The organism is Pseudoalteromonas fuliginea (assembly GCF_000690055.1).
Taxonomy (GTDB): domain Bacteria; phylum Pseudomonadota; class Gammaproteobacteria; order Enterobacterales; family Alteromonadaceae; genus Pseudoalteromonas; species Pseudoalteromonas fuliginea.
Map to the genome: position 1 here is coordinate 64,018 of NZ_JJNZ01000026.1, position 14,061 is coordinate 78,078.

Annotated in this window: 15 protein-coding genes; 5 read left to right on the forward strand and 10 right to left on the reverse strand. The window is 38.8% G+C overall.

Going from position 1 to position 14,061, the window contains the following annotated elements:
• The first annotated feature begins 25 nt into the window (after window positions 1-25).
• Window positions 26-868 (forward strand): S-formylglutathione hydrolase, encoded by an 843-nt coding sequence (gene fghA, locus DC53_RS11625; protein WP_033029420.1) that lies wholly within the window; start codon window positions 26-28, stop codon window positions 866-868.
• Here fghA and DC53_RS11620 read toward each other — a convergent pair.
• A complete protein-coding gene (locus DC53_RS11620) occupies window positions 822-1,202 on the reverse strand; it encodes a hypothetical protein (protein ID WP_033029422.1) in 381 nt (126 codons plus the stop codon). The genes fghA and DC53_RS11620 overlap by 47 nt on opposite strands.
• 512 nt (window positions 1,203-1,714) lie before the next feature.
• On the opposite strand from DC53_RS11620, the gene DC53_RS11610 reads away from it, so the two are divergent.
• The gene (locus DC53_RS11610; RefSeq protein ID WP_024590122.1) at window positions 1,715-2,131 is read left to right on the forward strand and encodes an MgtC/SapB family protein; all 417 of its coding nucleotides are present in this window, start codon (window positions 1,715-1,717) and stop codon (window positions 2,129-2,131) included.
• Window positions 2,132-2,280: 149 nt separating this feature from the next.
• Window positions 2,281-3,465 (forward strand): acetyltransferase domain-containing protein, encoded by a 1,185-nt coding sequence (locus tag DC53_RS11605; protein WP_033029425.1) that lies wholly within the window; start codon window positions 2,281-2,283, stop codon window positions 3,463-3,465.
• A gap of 62 nt (window positions 3,466-3,527) precedes the next feature.
• Here DC53_RS11605 and DC53_RS11600 read toward each other — a convergent pair whose 3' ends face one another.
• Window positions 3,528-4,553 carry an energy transducer TonB gene (locus DC53_RS11600; protein WP_033029428.1) on the reverse strand — a complete coding sequence of 342 codons (1,026 nt, stop codon included), beginning with the start codon at window positions 4,551-4,553 and terminating at the stop codon, window positions 3,528-3,530.
• 180 nt (window positions 4,554-4,733) lie between these two features.
• Window positions 4,734-6,641, reverse strand: a complete 1,908-nt coding sequence (locus DC53_RS11595) for a beta-ketoacyl synthase (RefSeq protein WP_033029430.1) — start codon at window positions 6,639-6,641, stop codon at window positions 4,734-4,736.
• 126 nt (window positions 6,642-6,767) lie between these two features.
• Here DC53_RS11595 and DC53_RS11590 point away from each other — a divergent pair, with 126 nt between their 5' ends.
• The gene (locus DC53_RS11590; RefSeq protein WP_033029431.1) at window positions 6,768-7,778 is read left to right on the forward strand and encodes a GlxA family transcriptional regulator; all 1,011 of its coding nucleotides are present in this window, start codon (window positions 6,768-6,770) and stop codon (window positions 7,776-7,778) included.
• Window positions 7,779-7,811: 33 nt separating this feature from the next.
• Here DC53_RS11590 and DC53_RS11585 read toward each other — a convergent pair whose 3' ends face one another.
• Genes DC53_RS11585 through DC53_RS11575 form a run of 3 tightly spaced genes read right to left on the reverse strand, consistent with a single transcriptional unit; the run spans window position 7,812 to window position 10,844 of the window.
• Window positions 7,812-8,324 (reverse strand): MgtC/SapB family protein, encoded by a 513-nt coding sequence (locus DC53_RS11585; RefSeq protein WP_002960746.1) that lies wholly within the window; start codon window positions 8,322-8,324, stop codon window positions 7,812-7,814.
• Window positions 8,325-8,332: 8 nt separating this feature from the next.
• The gene (locus tag DC53_RS11580) at window positions 8,333-9,445 is read right to left on the reverse strand and encodes a GNAT family N-acetyltransferase/peptidase C39 family protein (protein ID WP_033029514.1); all 1,113 of its coding nucleotides are present in this window, start codon (window positions 9,443-9,445) and stop codon (window positions 8,333-8,335) included.
• Window positions 9,446-9,449: 4 nt separating this feature from the next.
• The gene (locus DC53_RS11575; RefSeq protein ID WP_033029432.1) at window positions 9,450-10,844 is read right to left on the reverse strand and encodes a RimK family ATP-grasp domain-containing protein; all 1,395 of its coding nucleotides are present in this window, start codon (window positions 10,842-10,844) and stop codon (window positions 9,450-9,452) included.
• 294 nt (window positions 10,845-11,138) lie between these two features.
• On the opposite strand from DC53_RS11575, the gene DC53_RS11570 reads away from it, so the two are divergent.
• A complete protein-coding gene (locus tag DC53_RS11570) occupies window positions 11,139-11,480 on the forward strand; it encodes a zinc ribbon domain-containing protein YjdM (protein WP_033029433.1) in 342 nt (113 codons plus the stop codon).
• A gap of 148 nt (window positions 11,481-11,628) precedes the next feature.
• On the opposite strand, the gene DC53_RS0120505 is transcribed toward DC53_RS11570, so the two are convergent.
• From DC53_RS0120505 to DC53_RS11555, 4 genes are all read right to left on the reverse strand, one after another.
• Window positions 11,629-11,973 (reverse strand): REP-associated tyrosine transposase, encoded by a 345-nt coding sequence (locus DC53_RS0120505; protein ID WP_239462838.1) that lies wholly within the window; start codon window positions 11,971-11,973, stop codon window positions 11,629-11,631.
• Between the two features lie 496 nt (window positions 11,974-12,469).
• Complete coding sequence (locus DC53_RS11565) at window positions 12,470-12,787, reverse strand: type II toxin-antitoxin system RelE/ParE family toxin (protein ID WP_033029434.1); 318 nt, start codon at window positions 12,785-12,787, stop codon at window positions 12,470-12,472.
• Complete coding sequence (locus DC53_RS11560) at window positions 12,775-13,032, reverse strand: type II toxin-antitoxin system Phd/YefM family antitoxin (RefSeq protein ID WP_033029435.1); 258 nt, start codon at window positions 13,030-13,032, stop codon at window positions 12,775-12,777. The genes DC53_RS11565 and DC53_RS11560 overlap by 13 nt, the downstream gene beginning before the upstream one ends.
• A gap of 426 nt (window positions 13,033-13,458) precedes the next feature.
• Window positions 13,459-13,782, reverse strand: coding sequence for a hypothetical protein (locus DC53_RS11555; protein WP_033029436.1), 324 nt, complete (start codon window positions 13,780-13,782; stop codon window positions 13,459-13,461).
• Between the last annotated feature and the right edge of the window lie 279 nt (window positions 13,783-14,061).

The window sequence follows — 14,061 nt, forward strand, 5'->3', positions numbered from 1 at the left end:
AGTTTACGGCTTTTAAGGATTAAGTATGTTAGAAAATATCTCAAGTGTAAAAGTGTCTGGCGGTTGGCATAAGCAATATACTCACAGCTCGCAAAGTACACATTGCACTATGCGCTTTGCCGTATTTTTACCACCTGGCGCAAGTGAAGCAAATAAAGTACCGGTACTTTATTGGTTATCGGGATTAACCTGTACCGACGAAAATTTTATGCAAAAAGCCGGTGCATTTAAAAAAGCAGCAGAGCTGGGTATTGCTATTGTAGCGCCTGACACCAGCCCGCGTGGCGAGAACGTCCCCAATGAAGACAGCTACGACTTTGCACAAGGCGCAGGCTTTTACGTAAATGCCACGCAAGCTCCTTACAACACCCATTTTAATATGTACGATTATGTTGTTAGTGAATTACCAGCACTTATTGAACAACATTTTCCAATAACAAGCACAAAAGCAATTAGCGGTCACTCTATGGGCGGGCACGGTGCATTAATGGTTGCACTTAAAAACCCGACTGCGTTTGTAAGTGCCTCGGCTTTTAGCCCTATTGTAAATCCTATTGAATGCCCTTGGGGTGTAAAAGCATTTACTGGTTATTTAGGAAATGATAAAGCGCTTTGGAAGCAATACGACAGCTGCGAGCTGATGAAAAACACAGAGCAAGCTCATTACTTACCCATGTTAGTGAGTCAAGGTGATGCCGATGGTTTTTTACAAGAGCAACTTAAGCCAGAAAACTTAGTCGCTATTGCAAATAAAAAAGGCTACCCGCTTACACTTGAAATGCAAGCAGGCTATGATCATAGTTACTTTTTTATAAGCAGCTTTATTGACCAACACTTATTATTTCATCATCAGTTTTTAACTGCTTAGAGTGAGATTCGTTAGTGTGTAGATTAGATCCCTCAACATCTACACACTCTTTTAAACTCTTTGTTACTTGCCTACATGTTTGCGTAGTAGTGCTTTCCCCTTTAACTAGGCTAACAAGAGCCGAATCTATCTTTAATCCCATATCAGTAAAGTTAAATCCGTTTTTATCTGTAGGTACTGGCTCTAGTGGGTTTTTATAAGGTGTTGACTGCGCCGGGCTAATACTATTTTCATCATTACGCGCCTGAGATTGTGCTTGCCCATCAATAATAGCGCCCGCAACTGTACAGCCAGAAAGGCAATAAAAAAACAAAAGTACAATAAGTGTTTTCATCATTCATCCTAAACAAAATATTACCTAAATTGTATACGTTTTTTATTGTAACTCTGTAAAAAAATGTAAGTATTACTACCTAAAATCATTTATAAACTCTCTTGTAACACCCACCAGCTGCAATATAAAAAATGGCGACCCTAAATAACCTAAAATTTTATTAATAGCGGGTTGTAAGTGCTCTGTGAGTAATTCAGGAAATAAAAAAGCAAAAACAGATAACCCAACACAAAATAGTAAGGCTGTTTTTTCAAGTTTAGTTGTTGTGATTAATGTTTTATTTAAAGGCAAAAGGTTCACATAGGTGTCTTTTAGTATGATAAAAGAATACGGGGCTTTAAAACTCAGATCAAATTAACTATCGCGTAAAATAGTAATAAAGGCATGTAAAAGTTTCCTAAATAATTCTTGTTAAATACAGGAATTAACAATAACTCATTGATTAATATTCATTTATGCCATGGCTTGCTGTTTGCTTATTATTAATAAAGTTAACCAGCGCAGGCTCAATAATGGAAATTGATTTACAGTGGAATGAAATCATCGATAACTTAATACACTTAGGTATTGCATACCTACTTGCACTACCCATGGCTTACGACAGAGAGCGAAGTAATGATGGCGCAGGTCTTCGTACCTTTCCTCTTGTTGCTGTTGCATCGTGTGGGTATGCATTAATCGCTATGTCGGTTTTAGATGGCGCAGAAGCTCAATCTAAAATGTTGCAAGGCATCATTACTGGCATTGGTTTTATTGGCGGTGGCGCAATTTTGAAAAATAACAAATCAACCTCCGGTACAGCAACCGCAGCCAGTATTTGGAATATGGGCTTAATTGGTATAGCTGTAGCCTATAGCCGTTACGAAATAGCCATTTTGCTCGCCATTATTAATTTTATAACGCTAAGGTATGTAAAAAAGTTTAAGTGATAATTAGCTGTATTATTACAAGTAATGCGAGCAGATATTGGTCGTATTACGTGTGTATAATCACTGGCAAAATATAAATACACGATTTCAATTTGATACAATATAACATATAATAAATGCAGTTTTAAATCACTCTATATAGCTCTCTTATGTCGCTACCTTCAACCGATAACCGCTTACATCATATTGATATATTACGGGGCATTATAATTATATTTATGGTTATTGACCATGGTATGTATTATTGCCTTAATTACTCAGTTACCGATCCGATGACCATTCCAGGGACTGATCCCGTTACCTTTTTTACGCGTTTTGTTTCTCACTTTTGCGCACCACTCTTCGTATTCTTAGCAGGTCTATCTGCGGCTATAACAGAGCATAAATATGTATCCACTAAAGCATTTTCACAAAGCTTGATTATTCGTGGTTTAGTACTAATTTTGTTTGAATTTACTATTGTTTCGTGGTCTTGGAGCTTTAACCCATTATACCCAATGCTATACGCACAAGTTATTTGGGCTATCGGCTGGGGCTTTGTTATTTTAGGACTGCTGCGTTTCTTGGGCATTTATGCCATTTTTGTAGCAGGGTTATTACTCGTGTTTGGGCATAATTTATTTGATGGAACAAGCTTTGAGCCTAATACATTTGCACATACTGCTTGGTCCATTGCGCATCAAAAAAATGTACTTGATCTCCCTTTTGATTTTCAAATTAGAACAACCTACCCAGTTGCCCCCATTGTTGGCTTAATGGCATTGGCATATTGCGCTGGTGTTTATTACAAAGCAAAACAATACAGTAAAAAAGTGATGAATCACGCATTGTTATTAGGGGTTATTTGCCTTGCGCTTTATGGCATTTTACGGGGATTTAACTTATACGGTGATATGTCACAGTTTGCTATACATACAAGCTCATTGCTCACTGTTATGTCGTTTCTAAACCCAACAAAGTATCCGCTTTCGCTGCAATTTATGTTACTTGCAGTTGGCCTTGGACTTATTTCTTTAAAGGCATTAAGTGCTTTAAAAACCGATTTTTCGCATAACTTTTTACAAGTACTGGGTAAAACAAGTATGTTTTCATACCTTGTGCATTTGTATTTATTACATGCTATTGCTTGGTTACTTATACCTATTCTTGGCTTTAATTTTAGCGATATGACCTACGCAGATACTCTCGTTGGTTTGCCTGAAGGTTATGGCATGAGTTACACAGCAACACTTTTATTCATAGCCGTTGTAATAGGGCTAACAACCCTACTCGCTAAGCGATACATTGTTTGGAAGCGAAGCCACAAACATAGCTTAATTGCTAAATATATATAAGTAAAAACACAAACCCCGCATAATATTTGCGGGGTTTTATGTCATTAACCAATACGTAAAACTTATAAAAAGCTATCACCACTTTGCTTTAGCGTAACAGTTTGTGCTTGAGCGCTTTTAATTAATAACCCACAACGCACATCGTTTTGTGAAATTACAATTTTATCAATTGTGCTTGTATCGTAATTTACTACTTTGTTCTCGCAGCGTAACTGGACTTTAGTTAGCGGCATTTGCGCTTCAAGCGCTACTTCACTTTTTGACAATAAAGGTAATACCGCCTGCTTAGGCGATAGCTCTATTTGTTGTTTTATATCACCAGAACTTTTATAAATTTTATTAACTTGAGCTAATAACTGTTCCTTATTTTGCTGTGTAAAAGTGATGGATTCAATATTGCCTAACGCATCTATTGCGTCATAGGCACGTACATAATCTTGTTTTGATATAAACCATTGTAATGCATTTTTTATCACACGCTTTTGAATTTGATCTGGTAGGTTACCTCTAAATAAAAACGCTTCGTTGATGTGCTGATCAAAGCTCTTCCAATCTTGTACAAAATAACTGTGCTGGCTTTTAAGCCATGCAAGCAAAACAATCTCAACCGTATTTTTCGTATGTTCGTTTTCTAACTCATTAATACGGCTTTTAGATTCATCGTATTTCTTTTCATCGATTAATTTACTAGCTTGTTCATAATCATTAAAAAAGCCGCGAGACGCTTTATCATTTGAAAAACCAGCATGTAAATTTTGCGAACTTACAGTAATAGTTTTTGCTACAGGTATAGTCTCGCCATTTAATTTTGCACTTTTGTAGTTGAGCTTAGACACGTAGTCCATTACTTCTCTTTGATACTTTTTTTGACCAGCTGTAGCTACAATTTCGATATCGCTCACTTGGCCGTTTTCATCAACAAGATAACTACTTAAATTAATTCCTTCTAATCGAGACGCACGCGGTGAGGTATTAGTAAGTTGATCGTAATTTTTATTAATCACCTCTGCAGGGACAAAGTCGTCAGCAAACGCAGGGAGTTGAGTAAAAGCAGAAGTTAAAGAAAGCGCTAATATGAGTTTTTTCATCGATTTATCCATCCTAGATAGTGTTTATATAATAGAAACAAACGATCGACATAAAAGCAAGTGTAAATACAAAAATTAGTTCATTTAATGAGCTTCACTTAGACAAAACTTAATAGATAAATATATTTTGAGGTATTAAAAAAGGCGCTTAAAAAGCGCCTTGCTAACAAGTATGTGTGCTTAAAACATATCTTGATAGGAGTTTGTTGTGCTAAACGTAATTGCTTTTTCAAAGCCTGGTAACTGAATACTTTGCTCGTCTATTACAATGTCGTTGTCGTCAATAAGTCCGTCGCCAAAGCGATAAATAAGCTCGTACTGGCCTAAATCTGCTTGCGTTTGATACGTTTTCTGCGAAGCGCTAACCACACTATTTTTCTGTGTGTAACTAGTCATAACATCATCGCCATGGCGCTTAGCAAGCATCTGCATTGTTACTTTTTCAGAAAGTACAGTCGCTGTTGCATTGTTTCCGCCAAAGCCTTTTGAATTTATAAAAGCAATATCCATATCAGCGCACTCGTAATGGCTATTACGAATATCAAGATGGTCGCTATAAACATCATCAGCCACTTTATCAATTGTGGTAATACCCGGCATAATATTATGACTAAATATGCCTAACGCAATCGCTAACTGGTCACCACTTGCAGGTGCAATAGTATGGCCAACATACGCTTTTGGCGCTGTTACTTTCCAGTTATCAATAGCAAACGTTTGCGCTACTTTGTGATAAATCAAAGACTCTGTTACACGGTTTTGCGGTGTACTAGAACCATGGGCTAAAATAAAGCTACGTTCTTGCAGTGCTTCTTTACCTAATAAGCTGCTAGCAAGTGCGGCTGATTTTGCCATTGTAATATAGTTACCAGGTCCAGGTGATGTAATCGACTTTTTAACGCCATCTGCATTTACAAACACATCCGGTACGCTGCCCATAATATCAGCGCCCAACTCAAGGGCTAAAGCATCATCCATTAAAATAGCAACTTGCGCGCCTTCACCTAATGTAAAGCCACAGTTATCGCCAAATGGGCGGCTGCTATTACGGTAATCTGGTTCCTCATCATTTGATAAGTTATCTAAACGACGCAGCCCTTCAACATTAGCAAGTGCACTCATGTTACCAAAGCCTTCTACAACTTCTGGTGTAATAGCACACTCAACACTTGCGACAACCGCAACGCGTGTACGCCCTGCCTGTATGTCATTAACCGCTGCACGTAAATTATATAAAAACGTTGCACATGCGCCCGAGGTCGAAAACGTAGTCCCTACATTGCCCGTAACATAGGCATTAATAAAATCGGTAGACATTGTATTTAAGCCCAGTGCTAACTGCTTAGTGCTAACACGGTCGCCTTGTTGGCGCGCCTTTACTAAACCGCCTAGGCCTTTGTCGTCCATTTGGCCAATTACCGATGCTGAATAGGTACCAATTTTATCTGGCTCTACGCTATTCATAATATGCTGCCAATCAAGCCCAGTTGATTTAATCGCGTCAGTAGCTGCAAAAATAGTGGCTTGCAAACCACGAGGCTGATAGCGGCTGTTATACATAACTGATGGATCAAACCCAGTCGGAAATTGCCCAGCAGATTTAATTGGGTTATCGCGTGTTGAGTCGTGCTTTACGTCTAAGTCGGCTGCAATAGTTACTTTAACTTTTTTGCCTTCAAGCTCTTCAACTTGCCAGCTAGCTGGAACAGGTGCAGGTAAGTCGCGAGCACGCGTTTCAAACACAATTGCGTTATCGCTTGATGCGGTTAGTGTCATTTTTTGCTGCCACGGTGTGGCATCGGCATCGAAGTGTTCTTTTTCAATTTTACGAATAAGTGTACCAGCAATAATTTGCTCACCAAAGCGTGCTTCTATGTCGCTTTGCTCAACATTATAACCTTGTGTATCTTGTAATTGGCCGTTTACAACGCTTACTAGATTCATCAGTGTGGCGAGGCCTAAAAATGTTTCACTGCGATCTTGAGCATTTAAACTATCTAACACGATACGGCGATAACCTTGATGAAAAGAAGTACGGCCAGCGGCGTTAATGCCACCCATGCCTACTATAACGGGTAATGCTGTCATAATTTACCTTTTAGAAACGTGTTATAAGGAGAAGAAGCAGTTTAAATGGATTATGAACCACACATTGTGCTTTAATAGCCAAATATTCAGCACAAAAGGCCAAAAGATACTGGTCGGAGCATTTATATGACTGATAAACACACTAATCCACCACTAAACATTGCTATAGCGGTATATCCGCATTTGTTAGTGACTAGTTTAACGCTGCCTATAGAAATGCTAAGAGCCGGCGAGGCCTTTGCTAAAGGGCATCTTGATAAGCAAAGCTTTAGGCCACTTGCTATAAATTTAGTGGCTAAAAGTGCTGAATCTATACCCACCCGCGCAGGCCTAGCTGTAAATCCTGATTGCATAACAACTAACGCGCCCTACAGCGATTTAATTATAGTGCCGGGTATTTGGCGAAATCCGCGCCCTGTGGTACGTACAAATCAAGAGGTAGTTGATTGGCTAAGCGAGAGCTTTAGCGCAGGCAGCCATATAATTGGTGTAGGCACTGGCAACTGCTTACTAGCTGAGGCAGGCTTACTTGATGGCCACCCTGCTACCACCCATTGGCATTACGCCAAACAATTTAGCCATGACTACCCGCAGGTGCACCTAAAGCCCGACTTTTTTATAACCCAGTCAGAGCGCATGTATACCGTAGCAAGCCTTAATGCCCTTGCCGATGTGATCGTGCATATTATTAGCCAGTACTACACAAAAGCCGCCGCTCAACATGTAGAGCGAAACTTTTCGCACGAAATACGTAAACCCTATGAAGATCAACGCTACTTAGAAGGTGCAGTAGATCGCCACCCCGATGAGCTAATTGCGCAAATTCAGTTTTGGCTGAAAACCAATTTAGCCACCGAGTTAAACCTGCAAGAAGTCGCTGCCCAATTTAGCTTAAGCTATCGTACTTTTACCCGCCGTTTTAGAGCCGCTACTAACCAAAGCCCAATTGAGTATTGGCAACAACTACGTGTAGAAGGCGCAAAAGAGTTATTAGCATCATCAAATTTATCAATTCAAGAAGTGGCTTTAGAAGTTGGATATAATGACCAAGGGCATTTAACACGCGTGTTTAAAAAAGTATTAAGCCAAACACCCAGTGGCTACAGAAAAGTAGTTAGGAGAAAGTTGTTTGGCTAGTAACTATTTCAATAGCACTAAAAAACGCCACTTTTAGTGGCGTTCTGATTCGTTAAATTCTTTTCGATAGTAACGTTTTTGATAGTTTTTTACTTTAGTGTGTACGCCTTTGCTTAAGCTTTTAAATTTAGCTTCGAGTACGTCTACACCGTATAAAATACCGACCACCAGCACCGAGAGTTTTATTGCAGCGCCAAGGTTTTCGGTCGCTATCATAACGCCTATTGATGCAAGCACCCAGATGGTTGCAGCTGATGTAACGCCAACTACCGCACCATCTTTTGCGAGCATAACGCCAGCCCCTAAAAAGCCAATACCTGTAATTATTTGCCCCACTACACGAGAATGATCAATTACATCCCCCTGTAAATTAAACGCAGTGGATAAAAACAAATACGTGCCCAGCGTTATTAGGGCTGATGTACGAATTCCTACAGGTTTACCACGCAATTGGCGCTCTATTCCAATAATAGCACCACAAAAAGCCGCAGTACCAATAGCTGCCCACGAATACGGGGCTACATCAATTAAATCTAAAAAAGTCACTGTTAACCTTATATTTTATTAGCTATAGCCACCGCCGTTCTTAAACGTTGGCTACCAAACGCTGACATTTTACTAAAATCACTTCGTGCAATAGGTACATATTGGCAATCTATTGCGAGCTGTTTATCGTTACCGGGCTCACAAAATGGGTCGTGAACATACACGCAGTGCTCATCAAGGTGCGTAACACACACCCAGTGTGGCGATTTTTTACCATCAAAACTGTATGTACTAATTAATAACAGCACACTAAAGCCTTTACTTAACCACTGCTCAATATGCTCAAGCTCTACATCTTTATACGTAAGCGGTATATTTGCTTGTGCAATACCATCTACAAATTGCTGATGCACTGTGGCAAGTACCACCTTTTTGTTTTCGTTGCGTACGCCATCTAAAAACAAAGGCTCTGTGGTATTAACCATTACTTCGCTTTTAAAACCACGCTTATGAGCGGCAAGTGCCAAACCAAATGGATGGCAACCACCATGACCCGATGTCATAAAAATGGTGGTACCTTCACGCCAAAGTGCTAACTCATGTGATTGGCTAAGCTCAGTAGTTGGCTCAAGTGCGCCCATTGCCATTAATAGCGCAGCAGGTCCGCACGTAAACTCAGTTGTTTGCTGATACCACGGCGTTAAACGCGCCACTTTTAACTCACTTGTTTGTCGAATGTTTTTTTGCATTCGTAGTGCGTCACTGTGGTCGTCGTAATAATCGCTATATTGACCAAACACTCTGTAGCCTAAGCTTTTATAAAGCCCAATCGCACCTTCGTTATTTACAGCCACTTCTAAACGAAGGTAAATACGCCCACGCTCACACGTTTCTTTTTCAAGACTAGTAAGCAGTGCTTTTGCAATCCCCTTACCTTGCATTGTGGGTTTTACAGCAAGCGAATATAAACGAGCTAAACGCGTGCCTTTATGGCACCACACTAGCCCATAGCCGCATATTTGCTCGCCACTTTCTGCAACGAGTAAAATACCGTGCTTAGCACTTAGCCAGCGCTTTAAACTGCGCGGGCTCAATTTATCGTTATTAAAGCAGGCGTTTTCAACGTCAATCAGTGCATTTAAATCACTGCTAAGCGCCTTTCGAATAACAAGGTTGCTCATGTTATTACCCACGGCCTCGAGCTTCTAGGCGTTGTTTAAACTCATCCATAATGATCATGTATAGCTCGTCGCCTAAGTAGCCGTCTTCTACTTTGTGATCAATACTTGGGTTGTCGTTTACTTCAAGTACATATGCTTTGCCTTGATGCTCTTTAACATCTACGCCATATAAACCCCTACCCACTGTTTTACATGCTTTTAATGCTGCATCTAACACCGCTTTTGGTAACTCAAAGGTTGGCAGAGTTTCAAAGCCACCAGAGAAAAAACGTTTCGCGTCGTGGTTATAAATTTGCCAATGGTTACGCGCCATTAAATAGCGGCATGCATAAATTGCACGGCCATTTAACACACCCACTCGCCAATCGTATTCGGTATACATGTACTCTTGTGCAAGCACTAATGCGCTAAACTCAAACAGCTCTGTAAGCTTAGCGGCAAGCTCATCACGGTTTGACACTTTAAACACACCTTTTGAGAACGACCCTTCAGGCATTTTTAAAACAAGCGGATACGTAAACGCTTCTTCTAATTGCTCAAGCGTTTCATTTGCTTGATCAGCCACTACAACCGTTTTTAAACTTGGCACTTTTTGATAATTAAATGCATCGTGTAAATACACTTTATTACAACAACGTAAAATAGACTCAGCATCGTCAATAACCACTAAACCAAGGTTTTGCGCTTTGCTTGCAAGGCGATACGTTGGGTGGTCAATCGCTGTAGTTTGGCGAATAAATAACGCATCAAACTGGGCAATATTATCAATTTCGTCAAAGCTTAATGCTTGTGCATAAATACCGTGTTTAGCCGCTGCTTTAATAAAGCGTGCGATGGCGTCTTTATCACTCGGTGGTACTTTTTCATTATGATCAACAAGTATTGCCATGTCCCATCTAAAACGACGTTGCACCGCACCAATTCGCCACTGCGTTTTAGTAAAGTTATCTAGCTTGGCTACAAAGTCGCTGTACTGCTGCTCATTTAAAGACGACAAAGACCCTTGTTGTAGTAACCCCTGTTCATCAACAAATAAAATAGGCGCAGGATATTGCTTAAATACCGACTTTGCCGCTTTTGATTGTAAATCGTTTTGGGCATTACCAAAGTAAATTGTGCCATCTATTTGACCCACATTTAACATAGGAGCTTGACCACTTCGAAGTGCATTTATGGTTTTTACACTGGGTAAAACTTGGTGCTTGCGCGCCTCTGCAAGTAATGAGCAATAGTAACCTTTACTCAAGTATTGGCTTGAGTCGCACAGATTAATAATGCGTGTTTTGGGTTCGTTTTGTTTTGGGTAATCACGTAAATAAGTATTAAACGTAATTACATTTTCGAACGATTGAGCAAGCGTTTGCTCGTTGTTATCAACCACAATTAAGGTTTTAAACACGACTTTTCCTAGTTAAGTCAAAATATAAAAAGCATGCTTAGTAAAATACTAAGCATTATAAATAGAAACACCCATCGTACTAAGTGGGCATTGCGCGAATCACTTAATATGATGGGTGCTTTAACAGGTACCTACTGTACGAGTTAGCGCTTAAATTGCTTAAGCGACATGTGCTTTATATGCCCTTTTTTAAAAACGCACAAACGAGATATTTTTAGCGTGAAGATGAAAAATATTGATTAACTAATAACGCAGATTAAAATACGCAAAACAACACCTTATAAGAGTTTAAAAATGTCGCTGCCTGATTGCCCAAAATGCCAATGTGAATATGTTTACGAAGACCAACAACTGCTTATTTGCCCCGAGTGCGCCCATGAGTGGAATCCAAATAATATAAACGATGAAGACGCTATTTTAGTTAAAGATGCCAACGGCACTGTACTAAGTGATGGCGACAAAGTGACAGTAGCCAAAGATTTAAAAATTAAAGGCAGCTCGCAAGTAATTAAAATTGGCACCAAAGCGGTAGTTAGAAGAGTACTTGAAAAAAAAGATCACGAACTTGCTTGTAAAGTAGAAGGCATTGGCGAAATGATGGTAACAGCGAAGTTTGTGAAAAAAGCTAATTCGTAGGTCGAATAAATGGCGAAGCCATGCCATCCGACGCTTAATAGAAGCCGAAGTTATTTCATTCAACAACAAACTTTTGTACAAAGCTAAAGTGTATTATGTTGCTATGGCTTTGTCGGATGGCGCTTCGCTTATCCGACCTACAAATAATTTATATCTTTTCGCCACACCAGTTATTCGTATAAATCCCTTGCTTTACGGCTCTGTGAAAACTTGAATAAGGCCAATCAACTACTCGACTAACTAGACCATGCTTTAGCGGATTAAAATGAACATAGTTAACATGGTACCAATAATCATTATCATCCCTGATGGTATGTTCCCAAAAACGGCGTTGCCAAATTCCTCGCTCATTTTTACGTTTTCTTGTTTGAGTTAAAAACTCTGTTTTTGGGAGTGATTTTGAAAATCGCTTTTTAATTTCTCGCCAGCGCCCAGAATAATCCGTATCGTTGTCTGGCAAGGTTAAAACCGCATGAAGGTGATCGGGTAGCACAACCCATGCATCTGTATAAAATGGCCTTTGGGATTTAACACGCGATAGACTCTCTTAATAAATCAATATGCTCAACTAACAACGATTTATTACGCTCAAGCAAATTAACAGTAAAAAATATGACCCTCCTTCTACATAATTCCGACGATATTGCACTGTATGTCCACTATATTATTTAATATGTATTAGATAAATAAAGCGTAAATTTAGGATATATACAACATTGACGTAGGTCGGATAAATGGCGAAGCCATGCCATCCGACAATTAATTTATGAATAAAGATAGGTATTTATTGTGTTGGTAATTTGGATGGGTGTCATCCTAACTTGTTAAACACTTATGGAGCGTGTGTAGCAATTTTTTTAATAAACAAACCATAATTTAGTTCTTATATTGGTTAAGTTGGAATTTTGACAGATGTTTGGATGGCTTTTTAATAATTGCTTTTTATAATAATTAGTATGGGGGTCATACTAATTTCACTCAGGGATTACCTACTTGTTAGCTGTATATTGCGTTAACAACAAAAATTTTCGTAAGTCTCGCTCTTGTCTCATTACGTGCAAAATATATACTTTATCGTTATCTTTTTTGTAAAATATACGACAAGGATTCACGACCAGTTCAAGATAATTTAGGTTAGCTAACTCAATTGGTTTTTTACCTGATTCAGGAAAGAGTTCGAGACGTTCAACTTTTTCAAATATTTTGGAAACCAATTTTTTCGCTGACTGCAAATTGCTTAATGCGATATATTCAGCAATATCGTTAAGATCATCCGAAGCTGGATTAGTCCAAATTATTTCAGCCATTTATTCATTTTATCTTTAGCTTCGGCATTCGACATGGTTTCACCACGACTTATTGCCTGCTCTCCTTTTGCAAGAGACTCAAGAATTTGCATACGCTTTTGCATAAATTCATAATCATCAACATCTACTAAGTATGCAGATGGTTGTCCATGTTCAGTTATCAACACAGGTTCTTTAGAGGAATGAAGTTCAGATAATATCTTCGTTGCTTGACGCTTCAATGTTGTTACTAGTTCTACTCTCATAATAATCCCCAAACAAATGTATCACTATAGTAGCACCGAGTAGCCAACTTGGGAAATACAACTAACGAGGCTGTAAAACCACTAAAATCAATTAAAAAGGGAGCACCTAACGTCAACCCTGCTCATTTTTAAACTATTAGGTACTTCTCATTATATGCCTTTGTACAAATTGAAATACACACCACGTTACGCTATAAAAACATAGCTGTAGGTTGGATAAATGGCAAAGCCATGCCATCCGACAATTAATTTATGAGTAAAAATAAGCGTTTATTGTGTTGGTAATTAGGATAGGTGTCATCCTAATTATTTATTAGGATGGGTGTCATCCTAATTTTTTTTTCTAATTTTTTTTGGATCGGTATTCACTACGGGAGATGAACCGCCCATTGCGGACCCGCATGATGGGTGGTGTGGGGCTGGAGGTTAGAGACCTCCGGCTACCCGATTAGCCTGTTTCTCAAAATACTCTTTAAAAAATAGTATTTCCTCTTCACAATATTTCATAGAGAGTGCAAACAATTTTTTTGATGCATTGCTTGAATCATTTTCCATTGTATTTTCTATGACACTAGGAAGAAGAAATAATGACTTTGCATCCCTATCTTCTGGATCTTCAATGCGACTATTTGGAATTTTATTATCAAGACAATTTAATAACTTAAGGTTTACGTCAATCCCTTCTTTGATTTCATCACAAACAGCAGAGAATGAAATCAAAGTAACAAGCAAAAGGGTAAATAATTTCATTAAAACCTCAATTCAGGCTAACGAGCCTGTAGATTAACTCGTTTTTTAATTTGTTTTTATTAATAGACAAATCATAGCTAAGTTCCTATTTTGGTTCAATCGATTACTGTATTTTTCATAGAATATAAAAAGCTGGTTTGGTGTTGTTTCAATTGGCGTTTTGGACGGTAGTAATTAGGATGGGTGTCATCCTAATTAATTTCAGGATGGGTGTCATCCTAATTAATTTCTCTGTTATATAAGATATATAATAATAAAATAAAGGCATCAATCTTGATG